The sequence below is a fragment of the Egibacter rhizosphaerae genome (assembly GCF_004322855.1).
Classification (GTDB): Bacteria; Actinomycetota; Nitriliruptoria; order Euzebyales; family Egibacteraceae; genus Egibacter; species Egibacter rhizosphaerae.
Window position 1 is genome coordinate 1,293,295 of sequence record NZ_CP036402.1, and the last position, 17,114, is coordinate 1,310,408.

General features: G+C 72.0%; 13 protein-coding genes. 3 read left to right on the top strand and 10 right to left on the bottom strand.

Translation table 11 applies throughout. From position 1 onward, the window contains the following. Positions 1-20: 20 nt before the first annotated feature. From ER308_RS06060 to ER308_RS06110, 10 genes are all read right to left on the bottom strand, one after another. Positions 21-1,298, bottom strand: coding sequence for an anhydro-N-acetylmuramic acid kinase (locus ER308_RS06060; protein ID WP_131154144.1), 1,278 nt, complete (start codon positions 1,296-1,298; stop codon positions 21-23). Then, complete coding sequence (locus tag ER308_RS06065) at positions 1,295-2,293, bottom strand: ABC transporter ATP-binding protein (protein WP_131154145.1); 999 nt, start codon at positions 2,291-2,293, stop codon at positions 1,295-1,297. The genes ER308_RS06060 and ER308_RS06065 overlap by 4 nt, the downstream gene beginning before the upstream one ends. Next, positions 2,293-3,390 carry an ABC transporter ATP-binding protein gene (locus tag ER308_RS06070; protein ID WP_131154146.1) on the bottom strand — a complete coding sequence of 366 codons (1,098 nt, stop codon included), beginning with the start codon at positions 3,388-3,390 and terminating at the stop codon, positions 2,293-2,295. The genes ER308_RS06065 and ER308_RS06070 overlap by 1 nt, the downstream gene beginning before the upstream one ends. Further along, the gene (locus tag ER308_RS06075; protein WP_131154147.1) at positions 3,387-4,292 is read right to left on the bottom strand and encodes an ABC transporter permease; all 906 of its coding nucleotides are present in this window, start codon (positions 4,290-4,292) and stop codon (positions 3,387-3,389) included. Before ER308_RS06075 ends, ER308_RS06070 begins: the two co-directional genes overlap by 4 nt. A gap of 16 nt (positions 4,293-4,308) precedes the next feature. After that, positions 4,309-5,277, bottom strand: coding sequence for an ABC transporter permease (locus ER308_RS06080; RefSeq protein ID WP_131154148.1), 969 nt, complete (start codon positions 5,275-5,277; stop codon positions 4,309-4,311). A 62-nt stretch (positions 5,278-5,339) separates the two neighbouring features. Then, positions 5,340-7,016 carry an ABC transporter substrate-binding protein gene (locus ER308_RS06085; RefSeq protein WP_205745930.1) on the bottom strand — a complete coding sequence of 559 codons (1,677 nt, stop codon included), beginning with the start codon at positions 7,014-7,016 and terminating at the stop codon, positions 5,340-5,342. A gap of 144 nt (positions 7,017-7,160) precedes the next feature. Further along, positions 7,161-8,120, bottom strand: a complete 960-nt coding sequence (locus ER308_RS06095) for an N-acetylmuramic acid 6-phosphate etherase (RefSeq protein WP_131154151.1) — start codon at positions 8,118-8,120, stop codon at positions 7,161-7,163. After that, complete coding sequence (locus ER308_RS06100) at positions 8,117-9,013, bottom strand: MurR/RpiR family transcriptional regulator (protein WP_131154152.1); 897 nt, start codon at positions 9,011-9,013, stop codon at positions 8,117-8,119. Before ER308_RS06100 ends, ER308_RS06095 begins: the two co-directional genes overlap by 4 nt. Before the next feature lie 167 nt (positions 9,014-9,180). Further along, a complete protein-coding gene (locus tag ER308_RS06105; protein WP_131154153.1) occupies positions 9,181-11,223 on the bottom strand; it encodes a cell wall-binding repeat-containing protein in 2,043 nt (680 codons plus the stop codon). Between the two features lie 120 nt (positions 11,224-11,343). Then, positions 11,344-11,781, bottom strand: a complete 438-nt coding sequence (locus ER308_RS06110; RefSeq protein ID WP_131154154.1) for a hypothetical protein — start codon at positions 11,779-11,781, stop codon at positions 11,344-11,346. 93 nt (positions 11,782-11,874) lie between these two features. On the opposite strand from ER308_RS06110, the gene ER308_RS06115 reads away from it, so the two are divergent. The 3 genes from ER308_RS06115 to ER308_RS06125 all read left to right on the top strand — a co-directional run bounded on the left by ER308_RS06115 (position 11,875) and on the right by ER308_RS06125 (position 17,108). Beyond that, positions 11,875-12,537 carry a helix-turn-helix transcriptional regulator gene (locus ER308_RS06115; protein ID WP_131154155.1) on the top strand — a complete coding sequence of 221 codons (663 nt, stop codon included), beginning with the start codon at positions 11,875-11,877 and terminating at the stop codon, positions 12,535-12,537. A gap of 131 nt (positions 12,538-12,668) precedes the next feature. Beyond that, positions 12,669-13,379, top strand: a complete 711-nt coding sequence (locus ER308_RS06120; RefSeq protein ID WP_205745931.1) for a hypothetical protein — start codon at positions 12,669-12,671, stop codon at positions 13,377-13,379. Between the two features lie 357 nt (positions 13,380-13,736). Further along, positions 13,737-17,108 (top strand): cell wall-binding repeat-containing protein, encoded by a 3,372-nt coding sequence (locus ER308_RS06125; protein WP_165491855.1) that lies wholly within the window; start codon positions 13,737-13,739, stop codon positions 17,106-17,108. Positions 17,109-17,114: the final 6 nt, after the last annotated feature.

Consider the following 17,114-nt stretch of genomic DNA (forward strand, 5'->3'; position numbering starts at 1 on the left):
GCGGCGTCGAAGCCCGGGGCTCACCGGGACGGCGCGGCCTCGACGCGCAGCCTCCGGGGCGTCCGCTCGACGGGTCGGATACGCGGGAACCCGTTCGCCCCGGGGCTCAGGTGGCCCAGCACCGACGCGTGGGTCGCGCCGGTGCACGAGGGCAGCGCCCCCGGGAGGTTGTGCAGGCTCAGGAACCCCAGCACCGCGAACCAGTACGCCTCCTTGCCGTCGCTGGGGATCCCGAGCCGGTCGATCGTCCGGACCGCGACCCCCGGTGCCCTCGCGGCCAGCTCCTCCATCAGCGTGGGGTTGCGGGTCCCGCCACCGCTCGCGATCAGCTCGCCCACCCCGTGCGCCCGGGCCGCCCGGGCGATCGTCTCCGCCGTGAGCGCCGTCAGCGTCGCGACGAGGTCGTCACCCTCGATCGAGCCCCGCGTGTCACCTGCCCTGGACGGGGTCGGGGCCTCGAGGTCTGCCACCGCGAGGCGGTCGGCGAGGTAGTCCTGGTGGAAGTGCTCCTTCCCGGTCGACTTCGGCGGCGGGGCCGCGTAGTAGGGGTCGTCGAGCAGCACGTCCAGAAGGCGCGGATGCACCTGTCCGCGCCGGCCACGACGCCCGCCGGCATCGAACCGCTCGCGACCCCCGGTGAGCTCGGCGACGCTCGCGTCGATGAGCGCGTTCCCGGGGCCGCTGTCGAACGCGAGCGCCGACCCGTCGGCGCGGCGCAACGTGAGGTTCGCGATGCCGCCGATGTTCAGCAGCGCCTGCGAGGACGCCGTCGGCGATGCCGGCTCGCCCTCGTCGCCCCCCGCCGCCGCGTCGTCCTCGGCCAGGCCCGCGAGCAGCAGCACGTCGGGGTACGCGGCCAGCGGCGCCCCGTGCCCTCCTGCGGCGATGTCGCGATTGCGCAGGTCCGCGATGGTCGGCAGGCCGGTGGCGTGGGCGATGCGGGCGGGCTGGCCCAGCTGCAGGGTGCCGCGTGCCTGCCCGTCCTCGACCCAGTGGAACACCGTCTGACCGTGGCTGGCGACGAGCGCGGCCTGCCCGCCGGCCAGTGCCGCGTTCGCCTCGTCGGCGGCCGCGCCGAACGCGTCCCCGAGCGCGGCATCCACGCGGCACACCGCGTCGGGACCCGCGTCCGTCGGGGGCAGCAAGGCGTCGACCTCGCCTTGCACCTCCGGCGGGTAGGCGACCTCCAGGCACCCGAGCGGCCGCAGCACCAACTCGTCGTCGCGCAACTCGAGGTCGGCCGCTGCCACGTCGATCCCGTCGGCCGACGTGCCCGAGATGAGGCCCAGGACGATCACTCGACACCCCCGCTTCCTGGTGTGGCCGCCACGCCACCACGCTCACGGGAGACCACGTGGCACGCGACGTCGTGCGCGGGGGCGAGCCTCTCGAGCGCAGGGTCGAGGGTCCGACACCCGGGCTCCGCGAGCGGGCACCGGGTGTGGAAGCGGCACCCCGCGGGCGGATTCGCGGGATCCGGGAGCTCGCCGGGGACGGCGTCGAGCTCCTGCGTCTGCTCCCGCTCGGGATCGGCGACCGGCACGGCCGCCTGCAACGCTTGCGTGTAGGGGTGCAGGGGCGCGTCGGAGACCGCGCGCCAGGGTCCCTGCTCCACGATCCGCCCGAGGTACATCACCGCGATCCGGTCGCTCAGGTGGCGCACCATGCCGAGGTCGTGCGAGATGAACACGTAGGTCAGGCCGAGCTCGGCGCGCAGGCGCCCGAGGAGGTTGACGATGCCGGCTTGCACCGAGACGTCGAGCGCCGACAGGGGCTCGTCGAGCACGAGCACCTCGGGCTCGACGGCCAGGGCGCGGGCGATCCCGACCCGCTGCCGTTGGCCTCCCGAGAGCTCGTGCGGGTAGCGGCGCGCGAACTCCCCGGCGAGTCCGACCATCTCGAGCAGCTCGGCGACCCGCGCGCGGGTCGGTTGCCCGCGTGCGGTGCGACCGTGCACCCGCAGCACCTCCGCCAGTGCGGAGCCCACCCGCAACCGCGGGTTCAGCGACGCGTAGGGGTCCTGGAACACGAGCTGCACGGTGCGGTGCACCTGCTCCAGCTGGCTACCCCGCGCCGCCGTGATGTCCCGGCCGTCGAGCTCGATCCGGCCCGAGGTGGGCTCCTCGAGCCGCACGAGCAGCCTCGCGGTGGTCGACTTCCCGCAGCCGCTCTCGCCGACGATGCCCAGGATCCCGCCGCGCTCGACCTCGAACGAGATCCCGTCGACGGCCCGTAGATCCGCACCGGTCTCCCGCAGCCGGTACGTCTTGTGCAGGTTCTCGACGCGCAGCATCACGGAGCTCCCTCCCGGAAGGCCCACTGGTCGGGCGGCACCCAACAGGCGGCGCGGACCGCGTGGCCTCGATCGGTGAGTTCCGGGGGGTCGTGTCGGCAACGATCGATCGCCTGCGGGCAGCGCGGGTGGAACAGGCAGCCGACCGGGAGGGCCCCGGGCTGTGGGGGTGCACCCGCCACCTGGGCGAGCGGGCCCCGTTCGCGGTCCCCGGTGGGGCGGGGCAACGCGCCGAGCAGGCCGTGGGTGTACGGGTGGTGGGGCTGGCGGAACAGCTCCCGTGTGGGGCCGCCCTCGACCACGCCGCCCGCGTACATCACGAGCGTGCGTTCGGCGACGCGGGCGACGATCCCGAGGTCGTGGGTCACCCAGACGACCGCCATGCCGCGGTCACGCTGTAGACGCCGCACGAGGTTGACGACCTGCTGCTGGATCGTCGGGTCGAGCGCGGTCGTGGGCTCGTCGGCGATGAGGACGTCGGGGTCGAGAACCAGGGCCGCGGCGATGACCGCCCGTTGGCGCATCCCACCCGAGAACTCGTGGGGATAGGCCCGCGCCGCACGTCCTGGCTCGGGGATCCCGACCTCCCCGAGGCCCTCGACCGCCCGCTCGCGCGCCGCACGGCGGGACCAGCCGTGCGCTCGCAGACCCTCGGCGATCTGCTCGCCGATGCGCATGAGCGGATTCAGCGACGTCATCGGGTCCTGGTAGATCATGGCGAGACGATCCCCGCGGATGCGCCGCAACGCGGTCTCGGGCGCACCGGCCAGCTCGGTCCGGCCATCGAGGCGCACCTCGCCCCCGGCGATCTCCGCGCCCGGCGGCAGCAGCCGCATCACCGACAGCATCGTGAGGCTCTTGCCGCACCCGCTCTCGCCCACCACCCCGAGCGTCTCGCCCGCGTGCAGGTCGAACGACACGCCGCGGACCGCGTGCGCGCCGCCGGGCAGGGCCACCCGCAGGTCGCGCACCGACAACAGCGGCGCGCCCACCGCGTCCTCGGCGCGCTGTCCCCGCTCGGCGCGCTGTCCCCGCTCGGCGCGCTGTCCCGCCTCGGCGCGCTGTCCCCGGTCGGCGTTCGTCGCGTGCTCGCTCATCGACCGCTCCGGGGGTCGAGCGCGTCACGCAACGCGTCGCCGAGCAGGTTGAGGCCCACGACCGCGAGCACCACGGCCACCGATGGGGCGATCAGCATCCACGGCGCCTGCGACGCGAGGCTTCTGCCCTCGCTCACCATCGAGCCGAGCGACGGCATCGGGGGCTGCGTCCCGAGACCCAGGAACGACAGGCTCGACTCGGTGATGATCGCCCAGCTGAACGCGAGCGCGATCTGCACGAGGACCGGCGAGGCCACGTTCGGCAGCAAGTGGCGCAGCAGGATCCGCGTGCGCGAGAACCCCAGCACACGGGTCGCCTGGACGAACTCGACGTCGCGCAGCGCGAGGACCGGTCCGCGCGCGACGCGGACGAACAGCGGGGTGAAGACGATCCCGATCGCCAGCGCCGTGTTCCGGGCCCCGGGCCCCAGCGCGGACACGATCGCCAGCGCCAGCAGGATCGCCGGGAACGCGAAGAACACGTCGTTGACCCGCATGATCGTGCGATCCACCCACGACCCGAGGTAGCCCGCCAGCAACCCCACGAACGTCCCGAGGCTCGCGGCGAGCGCGACCGAGAGCGTCGCGACCTGCAGGGAGGACCAGATCCCGAACATGACCCGCGAGGCGATGTCGCGACCGAACTGATCGGTGCCGAGCAGGTGCGCCGCCGACGGTCCTTCCAGGCGCACCAGCGAGTCCTGGGCGGTCGGGTCGTACATGGTCAGCCCGAGCGCCGCGAGGCCGCCCGTCACGACCATCGTGACGGTCAGCAGCACGCCGACGAGCCCCGAAGCGCTCTGCCACAACCGGCGGATGCGGGCGGGGCCGCCGCCGGTCGCCGCAGGCGCGTCGCCGCCCTCGGCGGGCGAGGCGACCGCGGCGGACCGTGTGTCGCTCATGGGTCCCCTCCCCTCCTCACGAGAGCTTCACGCGCGGGTCGATGAGCGCGTACAACAGGTCGACGAGGAAGTTGACGAGCACGAACAGCGCAGCGATCACGAGCACGGTGCTCTGCACGACGGCGAAATCGCGCTGCACGATACCGGTGAGGACCAGGCGGCCGAGGCCCGGCAGCGAGAAGATCTCCTCGACGACGACGGTGCCGCCGAGCAGGTAACCGAACTGGATTCCGGTGATCGTCACGATCGGGATCAGGGCGTTGTGCAGCACGTGACGCCAGCGCACGCGCTGCGGGTGTACACCCTTGCCCACCGCCGTGCGGGCGAAGTCCTGCTGCCACATGTCCAGGTAGGACCCCCGGGTGGTGCGCATCACGATCGCCGCGAGCGCGGTCCCGAGCGTGATCGCGGGGAAGATCTGCTGGCCGACGTTCGCCGCCGGCGACTCGAAGAAGCCGACGTAGTCGCCGGCGCTCGGGAAGTAGCCGAACTGGGTCGAGAGCACCGCGATGAGCACCGCGCCGACCACGAAGTTCGGGGTGCCGAGCCCGAGCAGTCCGAACCCCTGGGCGGTCGCGTCACGCAACCCCCCGGGGCGCGAGGCGGCGAGCATGCCGAACGCGAGCCCGAGCGCGACGCCGATGATCGTGGCCATCACCGCGAGCTGGACGGTGATCGGCAGGGCGTTGGCGATCAACCCGCCGACGGGCTGGCCGCTGCGCAGGGAAACCCCGAGGTTGCCGGTCAGCACGTTGCCCAGCCAGCCGAAGTACTGCACGACGAGCGGGTCCCCGAGGCCGTAGTAGGCCTCGAGCGACGCCCGCTGCGCGTCCGTCAGGCCCGCGGCCTCGGTGCCCAGCATCACGGTGATCTCGTCGCCGGGGATGACGCGCAGCACGACGAACACGACGACCGACACGCCGAGGAGCGTGAGCACGGCGCCGACCAGGCGCCGCACGAGGAACCTCCAGTGCGTCGCTCGCATCACGACCTCTCGTCGGGGAGGGCGGGTCGACGCGCGGGCGCCGACCCGCCGGCTCGGGCGGCCTACTGCCCGATCGACACGTCGCGCAGGGACCGCATGGAGCCGTCGGAGAACGGGACGAAGCCGTCCACGTCGGGCTGGGTGATCCGGTACTCGAAACCGGTGTAGAGCCACGCCCACGGCGCATCCGCGTTCAACTGCTCGGAGATCTCCCGGTAGATGTCCTGGCGCGCCTCGACGTCGTCCTCCGCGAGCCCATCGGCGATCAACGAGTCGATCTCCTCGCTCTCGTGAGTGGCCACGTCGTTGAGGTCGCCATCCAGACCGAAGTACCGGGCGTACATGTTGTGCGGATCCGGGCGGCCGCCGTTCAGGGCGACGGCGACGTCGAAGTCGGGCTCGATCCACCGGTCGACGTAGACGCCGGACTCGAGCACCTCGAGCTCGAGGTCGATGCCGACCTCGGCGAGCTGGGCCTGCAGCACCTGTCCCTCGTCGACCGCGGTGGCGTACCCGTCGGAGTTGATGATCGCCGACGCCTCGAAGCCGTCCTCGTGGCCGGCCTCGGCGAGCAGGTCCATCGCATGGTCGGGGTCGGGCGGGTCGCAGTCGAGCCCCCCGTAGGGATCGAACTGCCACTCCGGCGCGGTGAACGGCCCGGTCACGCGTCCTTCACCGAGTGCAGCGGACTCGAGGACCTCCTCACGGTCGATCGCGCACGTGATGGCCTCACGCACCTCCTCCTGGTCGAAGGGCTCGCGCTCCTGGTTCATCATCAGGGTGCGGTAGGCGAGCGCGTCCGGGCGGTGGATGTCGACCTCCTCCTCGGGCAGGGTGAGAACGATGCTCGGGTCCTCGAGGACGCCGATGTCGAACTCGCCGGCCTGCAGGCCCGCGGCGATCGACGACTGCTCGGGCACGACCCGGATGTTGACGGCGTCGACGAAGGGACCGTCACGCCAGTAGCCGTCGTTCGCGGACAGCCGGAACACCGAGCCCGGGTCCCACTCGTCGAACTCGAACGCGCCCGTGCCGTTCGGGTCGTCGTCGAAGGTCTCCGCCTCGATCGCCTCCTCGGGCACGATCGCGGCGTTCGCGTCCGCGAAGGCCGCGGGCAGGGTCTGGTCGGCCGCCGACAAGGAGAGCTCCACCGTGTGGTCGTCGGTGGCCTCGGCCGATTCGATCGTGCCGAAGTTGATCCCCGCCACCGCGCCGCTGTCGGGGTCGGTCAGCCGCTCGACGGTCGCCACCACGTCGTCGGCGGTGAGCGCGCCGCCGTCGTGGAACTCGACTCCGTCGCGCAGGTGGAACACCAGCGTTTCGTCGTCGGTGTACTCCCAGTCCTCGGCCAAGCCTTCGACGACGTTCAGATCCTGATCGAACTCGACGAGGGTCTCGTAGATCAGCTCCAGCGCCTCGCGGCTCTGGAACGCGGTCGCCAGGTGCGGGTCCAGGTTGTCGACGTCCGCCGAGCGGGCCACCTCGAGCGTGCCGCCCTCGGCGGGAGCCTCGTCCGGCTCCTCGTCGGGGTCGTCGTCGGGATCGTCGGCCTCGTCGGGGTCGTCGGGGTCGTCGGCCTCCTCGGGGTCGTCGGCCTCCTCGGGGTCGTCGGCCTCCTCGGGGCCATCGTCGGGATCCTCGGGATCCTCCGCCTCGTCCGCCTCACAGGCGGCGAGGAGCACCGCCATCAGGCCCACGATGGCCAGCACCAACCAGGCTCTCGGTGTCGTCGCTCGCATCGATTCGGCTCCTTCCAGCTACCGGGCTTCGGGACGGACGGACACCGCGGCATCGCGTGCCGTGAGTCCGGGACCGGGCAACGGAGACAGCTCGCGCACGTGGGCGGCGATCCGCAGGGCGCGCGCGGCTGCGACCACGGACGCTCATCCCCGACCCCCGTCCTGCCCGCCGGCGGACGTCGCGCGACCCACCCCGAGCGCGTCCAACGCCCCGCGGACCTTGCCCGACGCCTCTTCGAGGGCTCTGGTGGCGGGGGCGGAGGCGACCCCGGCGAGCAACATGACGAGGGCGACCTTGAGCGATCCGCCGGCGGCCTCGAGGGTGGCCCGGCACGTCGCCTCGTCCGCGCCGGAGGCCTCCCCCAGGATGGTCAGGGTGCGGCGTCGCAGCTTCTCGTTGCTCGCCGACAGGTCGACCATCAGGTTCGAGTAGGTCTTGCCGAGCCGCACCATCACCGCGGTGGAGAACGTGTTGAGCAGGAGCTTCTGCGCGGTCCCGGCCTTCAGGCGGGTCGAGCCGGCCACCGCCTCGGGTCCCGTGTCGGCGGCGACGTGCCAGTCGGCCAGCGGCGCCAGCGGAGCGGTGGGGTTCGCGCTGATGAGGGCCGTGGCCGCCCCGTTCCGGCGCGCCGCCTGCAGCACGCCGGACACGTAGGGCGTACGCCCACTCGCGGCCAGTCCCAACGCCAAGTCCCCGGGCCGGAGAACGGCTGCCGCCGCCTCCCCGTCCTCGACTCGGTCCTCGGCGCCCTCGATCGCGCTGGTCAGCGCCGTCGCGCCACCCGCCTGGTGGGCGACGACCCGGTCGGGTTCGAGGGAGAACGTCGGGGGCAGCTCCGCGGCGTCGAGCGCCGCGATCCGGCCCGACGTGCCCGCACCGAAGTAGTGGATCCGCGCGCCTCGGCCCAGGCAGGCGACGCCCTCCTCGACCACCTCGGCCAGGACCGGCAAGGCCGCGGCCACGGCGTCGGGCACCCTCGCGTCCTCCTGGTTGATGCGCGCGAGGAGCTCGCGGGTCGTGAGCAGGTCGAGGTCGGTGGTGCGCGGGTTGCGGGCCTCGGTCGGCAATCCGGTGAGCGCGATCCCGTCGGAGTCCTCGGTCACGTTCCCCCCTCACGTCGATCGCGCACGGCCTCGAAGGTCACCGACAGCGCGGCCAGCGTGTCCTCGTACGTGTGCTGGGCGACCCCGACGAAGAGGGAGTCGACGACCACGAGCTGCGCGATCCGGCTCGACATGGCCCCCGACCGGAACGTCGTCTCGACCGCCGCGGTCGTGAGCACGTGCGCTGCGGCCCGCGCCAGCGGTGCACGCGAGGCGTTCGTGATCGCGATGGTCGTCGCGCCGTGTTGGGCCGCCACGCGCAGCGGGTCGATCGTGTCGCGGGTCTTGCCCGTGTGCGAGATGCCGATCGCCGCGTCACCCGGCTCGAGGAGCGCCGCCGAGGTGAGCGCGGCGTGGGGGTCACGCGACACGAAGGCGGCGCGGCCGATGCGGTGCAGCTTCTGCTGCAGATCCTCGGCGACCAGACCGGAGGCACCGACCCCGAACACCTCGAGACGCGGGGCGGCCACGAGCGCGGCGACCACGGCCTCGAGCGTCCCGGTGTCGAGTTGGGCGACGGTGTCCTCGACCGCACGGACCTCGGACGCACCGACCTTCTTCACGACCGTGCGCAGCGGGTCGTCCCGGCCGATGTCGCTGCCGAGGTCCCGGTCGGTCGGGTGTGTGCCCTGCGCCGCGGCCGCCGCCAGCGCGAGCCGGAAGCGGCGGTAGCCGTCGAACCCGACCCGGCGACAGAAGCGCACGATGGTGGTCTCGGAGGCGCCGCACTCCCCGGCCAGATCGGTAATGCTGCGCTGCGACGCGGCGGCCGGGTCCGCGAGCAGCTGATCGGCGACCCGCTGCTCGACCGTCGAGAGGTCACCGCGCAGCCCGCGGATGCGCGCGATCAACTCCCCCGGATCTGGGGCGCGCGGCGGCACGTCGGTCGGCACTCGGTACTTTCTTTCTTCGAACGTCGATCACGAAGAAAGTTACTACCTACCGCTCCCACGACCCAAACGGGTTCCCCCTGACCGCCGACCCCGGCCGCCCGGCCCCGGCCGGTCCCCGCGACCGGTGGGGCCGCGGGGACGGGCCGGATCGGGTCCTGCCCCGAGGATCAGTAGTCGCCGTTGTCGTCCTCGCCGCCGTCGTCATCGCCGCTGGCGGTCAGTTCAGCGATGCGATCGGCGCCACCGTCGGGCAGCTGTCCGCGGGCCACGCCGGGCGGAAACGCCTCGCTGTGGACGTTCACGTAGAAGCGGCTCGGGTCGCGCAGGATGTCGGCAACCGTGAGGTCGGCGAAGTCGTCCTGGAACTCGTCCTCGGCCACGGTGCCCGAGACCTCGCCGTCGCCGGCCTCGAGTTCCTCGCCGGTGGCGAAGAAGAACGCGATCGGGCCGTTCTCGGCGATGCGCCCCTCGTGCAGGTGTGCGCCGGGGGCCTCCGCGAACGCGTCGTCGTCGGGCAGGCCGACGGCGATGTCGAAGTCCACCTCGCCGTCGCCGGGCCGGAACGTGACCGTGGCCTCGCCCTCGGCGTCGCTGTCGACGCCGAAGCTCACCCCGTCGTCGTCCTCGACGACCTCGTGGTCGGCCGACAGCTCGACCTCGAATGTGGCGTCCCGGCTCGCGATATCGTCCTGGCCGCCGAACGGGAGCTGGCCGCGCACCGCACCGGCCGGGAAGCCGTTGCTGTGCAGGTCGACGTAGTACTCGTCGAGATCCGCAACGATCCCGTCCACGGTGAGGTCGCCGGCGTCGTCGGAGAAGTCGTCCTCGGTGACGGTGCCCGAGACCGCACCCCCGCCGGTCTGCAGACCATCGCCGTCGGCGAAGCCCACCATGATCGGGCCGCTGGTCTCCAGATCGCCGGCGTGCAGGTGCACCCCGGGACCCTCGTCGAAGTCGTCGAACTCATCCACGTTGCTGGTGATGTCGAAGTCGATCGAGCCCTCCGCGCGGTTCATCGTGAGCGCGGCCTCCCCCTCGCCGTCCGGAAGGCCCGCGAAGAGGTCGGGCGTCTCGCCCTCGGGCGCCTCGGGGTCGGGCTCGTTGATCCACGACAGCTCGATGCGGTAGGTCGGGTTGGACACCGCGGTGCGCGCCGCCTCCACGGTCTCCGCACTCACCGCGGCGGTGCCGCCGAAGACGTGCAGGGTGCTCACCTCCGCGGCGTGCTCGGCGAGGAAGTCCGCCGTGGCTCGTGGCAACGATCCGGTGAGCGTCAGCGGAGCGAGCGCCTCGCCGAGGTAGGGCGCGCTCGCGAGCGCGTCCGCACCGCCGAGGTCGTCGACCCCGGTCGCGAGACCGGTGTTCGCGGGGTCGAAGCCGAGCTCGTCGACGAAGAAGCCCGACACGGCCGCTGCCGTCTCGTCGCGGTCCGCGCCGGCGAGCCGGACGACGTCGTACTCCTCCGCCAGCGCCGCCTCGACCTCGTCACCGATCGCCGCCGAGCCGCCCAGGATCGCGACCTGCTCCACCTCCAGGCCCTCGAGCGCGTCGACGGTGTCGTCGGGCAGCTCGTCGGTCTCGGTGAGCAGGATCGGGTGGATGCCGGCGTACGCGCCCGGCCCGCCGGCGAGCGCGTCGGGGAAGTTCCGGCCGTCGGCAAGCAGAGCGGTCGCACTGCCGCCCACCTCGCCGACGGTGCCGCCGAGCTCGTCGCTCACGATGGCGGAGGCGATGTCGGCGGCGGTGCCGAAGCGGTCGGCGCCCGCGATCCGGTTGGTGACCACGTCGAGTGCCGACACCGCATCCTCGACCTCCTCGCCGACTGCCGCGGTGCCGCCGAGCACGTGCACGGTGTCGGGATCGAGCACCTCGATGGCATCGGCGGTCGCATCGGGCAGGCTCGCCTGGCGCGTCAGGAGGATGGGCCCCTCGACGGTCCCAGCGAGCGCGGAGGCCGCGAGCGCATCGGGGAAGTCCTCGCCGCTGGCCAGGAGGACGTCGTCCACGTCCGCCGCCTCGCCCTCGAACGCGCCGAGCGCCGTCTGCGCGGCCGTTTCGTACCGGTCGGCGCCCTCGCTGCGGATCTCCTCGGGCGCGAAGTGCTCGTCAGCAGCGGCGGTGGACAACCCGGCTGCGACCAGCAGCAGGGCCAGCACCGCGCCGAACGCGAGCACCACCGCTCCGAACCGGGGGAACGTTGCCGTCGACATGGGTGGCGTCCTTTCCTGAGGGAGCCGCGGGACGACGAGAAGCCGGCCGCGACGGCCGCCTCTCGGCGGGCGCGCGACCGGTCGACTCCCCCGGTGATACGGGGCCGGTGTCGTGATCGTTCACCGTTCGCCGTCCCCGAGGAATCCCGCACGGGGGAACGCGGCGGCCAGTCGCGCCAGCGCCAGCGCGCCGACCAGGAGACCGACGTCGCGCAGCGCGGCGTCGTAGGCGTCGCCCAGCAGGAGCAGGTTGACGATGATCGCGGCCAGCCACGCCGCGACGACGTACCCCCCGATGCGCGGCCAGGCAGCGACGAGGAGCCCCGCGAGGATCTCGACGGGGCCCACGACGAGCATGACGCCATCGGCGCTGAGCGGCAGGAGCTCGGCGACCCCGGGCCACAGGTACGTGGACCAGTCCACCATCACGTTGAAGAACTTGTCGAGCCCGAAGAGGATCGGGGCGACAGTGAACCCCACGCGCAGGAGAGCGAAAGCCTGGAATACCGGGGAGGACAGCGTTGCCGGGGCACTGCCGGCCTGGGCGGTCTCGGTCATGTCGACCCACCTCCAAGATAAAAGGAACGTAGGCTTACTTTAGAAGCCGACATCTCTAAAAGCAAGACCCATTTTCTATAGAAGGGGCATGAGGTGGAGGGAACCGGAAACGACACGCCCCTCGACCAGGGTCAACTCGGGGCCCTGTGCAGCCTGGAGGACTCCACGCGGCTGCGCCTGTACACCTACGTCGCCGAGGCCGGAGAGCCCGTGACCCGCGACCAGGCCGCCGCAGCACTCGACATCGACCGGTCACTCGCCGCCTACCACCTGGACAAGCTGGCGAACGAGGGGCTCCTGGTGCCCTCGTTCGCCCGCCCCGAAGGCCGCGGCGGCCCCGGGGCAGGGCGCCCCGCCAAGCATTACGCCCGAGCCGACCGGGAGTTCGCCGTCAGTCTGCCGCCGCGCGACTACCGGCTGGCTGCGGAACTGTTCGCGCGCGCGGCCGCAGCGGACGCCACGGGCACCGTTCGGGGAGCCCTCGAACAGGCTGCGACCCGGATGGGCAGGGAACTTGCCGCCGATGGCGCCGATCTGCACGACCAGCTCCGTCAACAAGGCTTCGCGCCGTACGACGACGGGGACACCGTTTGGCTGCGCAACTGCCCGTTCCACCAGCTCGCCCGCGAGCACACAGCGTTGGTGTGCGGCATGAACCTCGCACTGCTCACGGGCATGACCGAGGCCCTGAACACCGAGGTCAACCCCCGGCTCGATCCGGGCCCGGACCGCTGCTGCGTGACGCTGGAGACCTGAGCCTGCCTCGTCATTCAGGCGATCCTCCGACCTCGCGACCACCGCGGTGGCGGGCAGGAGCCGGCGCGTGGGCGCGGAGGCGAGCCGAGGACGAACGGGCTCGTGACGGAAGGCAGCCCTGGGGCTTGTGCATGACCGGGGAGGGGGAATCCGAGGTGGAGCACGGAGACAGGCCCCGGGGCCTGCGAGATCGGTCGAGCGGAGAGCGGGAGGCGCTCGCCGAGCGGATCGCGGACCGACTCGACGCGCCGATGACCGCCTTGGGCATCGTCTTCCTGCTGCTGGTCCTCGCCGAGACGGTGATCCAGCCGGCCGGGCCCGCTTTCGCCGTAGCCGGCTGGGTCATCTGGTCGGCGTTCGTCGGGGAGTTCCTCCTACGCCTGACCGTCGCCCCCTCGCGGTGGCGCTTCCTGCGACGGAACTGGTGGCAGCTCGTCTTCCTGGTCCTCCCGTTCCTGCGGTTCCTCCGAGTGCTCGCGCGGATTCGCGTCCGGGCGCTCGTGCGCGGGGGGCGCGTGCTGTCCTCAGCGGTGCGGGGCACGCGCACCGCCGGGCGCAACCTCACCGGTCGAACGGCGTGGCTCGCGGCGACCACGGTGATCGTCGTGCTCGCCGCGAGCCAGTTGCTCTACGAGTTCGCGACCTACGACGCGTACCTGCTCGCCCTGCACGACACGGCCTTGTCAGCCATCAGCGGACAGCCGCTGACGGCGGACGGCGCCGTCGCGCGAGTTCTCGAGCTCGTCCTCGCCGTGTACTCGGTCGTGGTGTTCGCGGCGCTCGCCGGCATGCTCGGCGCGTTCTTCCTCGAGCGACGGCCCGCCCCCGCCCCCGATCAGTGACCGCGCGGGCGCCCGCGCGGTCACTGGCCGATTCCCACGCTCCGACACCACACCCCGGGACGCTGAGCCATCCTGGGACGAGGGCGCGGCCTGGAAACACCACGTCAGGACGAAGTCACATTAGCCTCAATATATTCACTTCGTTCGGTGGAGTCCTTCATCGGGGCACGAAGCGGCCGTCGTGAGGGCCAGAGCCCCTCACGACGCACGGAGTTGAGTACCCGACATCTCCCCCGGCGCGATCGGCTTGACCGGGCCAAGCCGTTGCGATCGGGAGACACGATGAATGTTGGCACTGAGCAACCATCGTCACGAGGAAGCCGCCGCACCAGTCGGCGGGCCACATCCACGTTGGTGGTGCTCATCGCACTCGTGGTCAGCCTGAGCGCGTCCACCGCAGTCGCTCGCGAGGCGCCGAGCGACCCGGAGATCTCACCCCCTGTCGGCGCGCTGGACGCTCCCGACGACGAGATCATGGTGGGCCTGGCAGCGCCGGTGCGCCCCGAGGGCGAGCTCACCGTGACCCAACGTGGCCGCCAGCGTCACCGCATCAGCCGCATGCAAGCCAGTGTCGCCGACGAGATAGACCAGCTCGGCGGCGAGGTGTTGCGCCGCTATGAGACGCTGGCGCTACTAGCGGTGTCGGCACCCGCGCACCGTCACGACGACATCGCCGCACTCGACGGAGTCGCGGAAGTCGCCCCCAACTGGCGCTTCGAACGCCACCTGGACGACAACGTGCCGATCACCGGGGCCACCGACGTTGGTGTTGTCGACGCCGGTCTGACCGGCGCCGGCCAGACCGTGGCGATCATTGACGACGGCGTGCAGTTCGACCACGAGTTCTTCGCGGATGCCGTCGGCGACAGCCGCGTGACGGAAGAAGCGTGCTTCCTGCTCGGAAGCCCCAGCACCTGCCCCGATGGCAGCGATGAACAAGTCGGCCAGGGCGCAGCCGCACCGCAGCCGGGCGCCGACCACGGTTTGCACGTGACGGGCATCGCCGCCGGGTCCAACCCGGACGGGGACGGGCCGGCCCGCGGCATGGCCCCCGAGGCCGACATCCTCGGGGTCAACGTGTTCGGCACTAACGGCAACACGTCGTTCGCCGACCTGGTCTCCGCGCTCGAGTGGGTGTACGGCCATACGCAGGGCGGCTACTCGGTGTCCGCAGCCAACATGAGTATCAGCGGCGGGCTGGAGCTGTCCGCGGAGTGCGAGTCCAGCTACGCCGCTCTGTTCGCGCCGGCCGTCGAACAGTTACGCAGCGTCGGTGCGTTGGTGATCTCGGCAGCCGGCAACAACAGCAGCCGCGAGTTCATGGGTGCGCCGGCATGTGTGGACAGCATCCTCTCGGTGGGCGCCAGCGACCGCTTCGACAACATCGCCGAGTTCAGCAACGCGAGCGCCCACACCGACCTGCTCGCTCCCGGCGTCGAGATCCTCTCCGCTGGACTCGATGATAGCTATCGCCTCCACTCGGGCACCTCCATGGCAGCGCCATTGACCACCGGCGCCACCGCGCTGCTCGCCCAGGCCACCGACGATCTCGACGCCGACGACCTCTCCGCCGCCTTGCTGGCCTCACCAGTGACCATCGACGACGACCGCTCCGGTGGCACCCTCGGCGGCCTGCCACGCCTCGACGTGCCCGCCGCCCTGGTCGCGCTCGGCGAACGGGAGTTGGCGGCGACCACCACCACGGTGCGCGCCACACCCGGCGAGCAGCTGACCGTCGACCTCGCTGACCTCGTCATGGGTGAGGATCCCGCCGGGCTCACCTACGACGTGACCACAGACGGTGGCGTGGCTGCCTCGATGGACGACTCGCAGGTGCATCTGGAGGTTCCGCCCGACACCGAGCAGGGCGCGGTCGGGGTGGGATGGCAGGCGGCAAGCGGCGACGCTGTCGCTGAGGCGCAGCTGACGGTCCACGTCACGCCGTGGCAGGAACGTGGGTCGGTTCCGGCGCAGCGCGTGGCCGGAGCGGGCATACCCCCCGCCGACATCACGACCGATGCGAGCGGTCGCCTGTACGTCGCCGGTGGGCGCGTCACCGGCACGGGCACACCGAACGACGTGGGACCGTCTCCCCGCGTCGACCGCTACGACCCCGCCACCGACCAGTGGGACCTGATCTTGCCGTTGCCGTTCGGACCCACCGACGACGTCGCGATGGCCAGCGACGACCAGGGGCGCGTGTACGCGCTGTCCCCCGACGGCGTGGCTCGGTTCGACCCCGACGACGACGAGTGGGGCTCGATCGCCGAGCTGCCCTCCGAGCGCATCCTGCTTGCCGCGGCCAGCGACCACGAGGGTCGCATCTATGCCGTCGGTGGCTTCGACAGGGCCGACGGCGCCACCTCCAGTCTCGTGGAGCGCTACGACCCCTCCACCGACGAATGGACGGAAGTCGCCTCGCTAGAGACCTCCCGCGAGCAGCTCACCACCACCACCGATGCCGATGGGCGCATCTACGCCGTGGGCGGCTACGACTATGACACCGAGGACTCGGTTGCCGCCGTGGAGCGCTTCGACCCGGACGTCGGCGAATGGGAAACGCTGGCAGCCATGGAAGAAGGCCGACTTGGCCACGCCGTGGGCGTTGACTCCGACGGGCACGTGCTCGCGTTGCGCGGCACCACACCCGACCCGGACACCGCCTTGTGGACCCACGTGAACGGCAGCGAGCGCTACGACCCTGCGACTGACGAATGGGCCGCTACGGACCACCCGCCACGGGAAGGTGCTATGGCCTCGGCCGCCCGTAGCGGCGACAGCCTCTACCTGGTGGGCAACCTGTATCAGCGCACCAGGGCCATCGAGGCGCGCGGGGTGAAGCGCATGGCGGGTGCTGACCGCTTCGCGACCGCCGCGCAGCTGTCGGCCGACCGCTTCGCGCCCGGTGTGAACGTCGCCTACGTGGCTTCCGGCACGGGCTTCGCTGACGCGCTGACCGGTAGCGTTGCCGCCGGTATCGACGAGGCACCGGTGCTCTTGGTCACCGCCGATGCGGTCCCCGGGGTCATCGCCGAGGAGCTGGCTCGGCTCAGCCCCGAGCGGATCGTCGCGCTGGGCGGGTCAGCCGCGATCAGCGCCGACGTGGTCTCCGAACTGGGGACGTTCACCGACGGCGATGTGCAGCGCCTGTCCGGCCCGGAGCGATTCTCGACCGCCGCGGCGATCTCGCACGCCACCTTCGCCGAGGCCGACACGGTGTATGTGGCCACCGGGTCGGACTTCCCCGACGGGTTGGCAGGGGCGCCGGCGGCCGTAGCTGCCGGTGGACCGCTGCTGCTGGTCACCGCCGACGCCGTCCCGGACGCCACCGCCGACGAGGTCGCCCGCCTGGACCCCGAGCGGATCGTCCTGCTCGGGGGCACCGGGGCGATCGGCCCCGGCGTCGAGTCTGCCCTCGCCGCGGAGGCAGAAGTGGACCGCCTGGCCGGCTCGCAACGGTTTGCCACAGCCGCACTCGTCGCCGACGAGTTCGAGGATCCCAGCGAAGTGTTCGTGGCGACCGGCGCGGAGTTCGCCGACGCGTTGACGGCCGGCGCGGTGGCTGGCGCTGCCGGCGCCCCGGTCATGCTGGCAACGGCCGACACGCTACCCGAGGACACCAGGGTCGCGATCACCGCCTTCGGCCCCAGGGCGATCACGGTGATGGGCGGCACGGCCGCGATCGGCGAGACCGTCAGCACCACGCTGGAGGAGTTGGTGGCCCCCTGAGCCCCG

Excerpts from the sequence above, each read along its gene's own strand:
- ER308_RS06065 (WP_131154145.1), bottom strand. The coding sequence starts at position 2,293 with ATGCTGCGCGTCGAGAACCTGCACAAGACGTACCGGCTGCGGGAGACC.
- ER308_RS06070 (WP_131154146.1), bottom strand. The coding sequence starts at position 3,390 with ATGAGCGAGCACGCGACGAACGCCGACCGGGGACAGCGCGCCGAGGCG.
- ER308_RS06075 (WP_131154147.1), bottom strand. The coding sequence starts at position 4,292 with ATGAGCGACACACGGTCCGCCGCGGTCGCCTCGCCCGCCGAGGGCGGC.
- ER308_RS06080 (WP_131154148.1), bottom strand. The coding sequence starts at position 5,277 with ATGCGAGCGACGCACTGGAGGTTCCTCGTGCGGCGCCTGGTCGGCGCC.
- ER308_RS06085 (WP_205745930.1), bottom strand. The coding sequence starts at position 7,016 with ATGCGAGCGACGACACCGAGAGCCTGGTTGGTGCTGGCCATCGTGGGC.
- ER308_RS06105 (WP_131154153.1), bottom strand. The coding sequence starts at position 11,223 with ATGTCGACGGCAACGTTCCCCCGGTTCGGAGCGGTGGTGCTCGCGTTC.
- ER308_RS06110 (WP_131154154.1), bottom strand. The coding sequence starts at position 11,781 with ATGACCGAGACCGCCCAGGCCGGCAGTGCCCCGGCAACGCTGTCCTCC.
- ER308_RS06120 (WP_205745931.1), top strand. The coding sequence starts at position 12,669 with ATGACCGGGGAGGGGGAATCCGAGGTGGAGCACGGAGACAGGCCCCGG.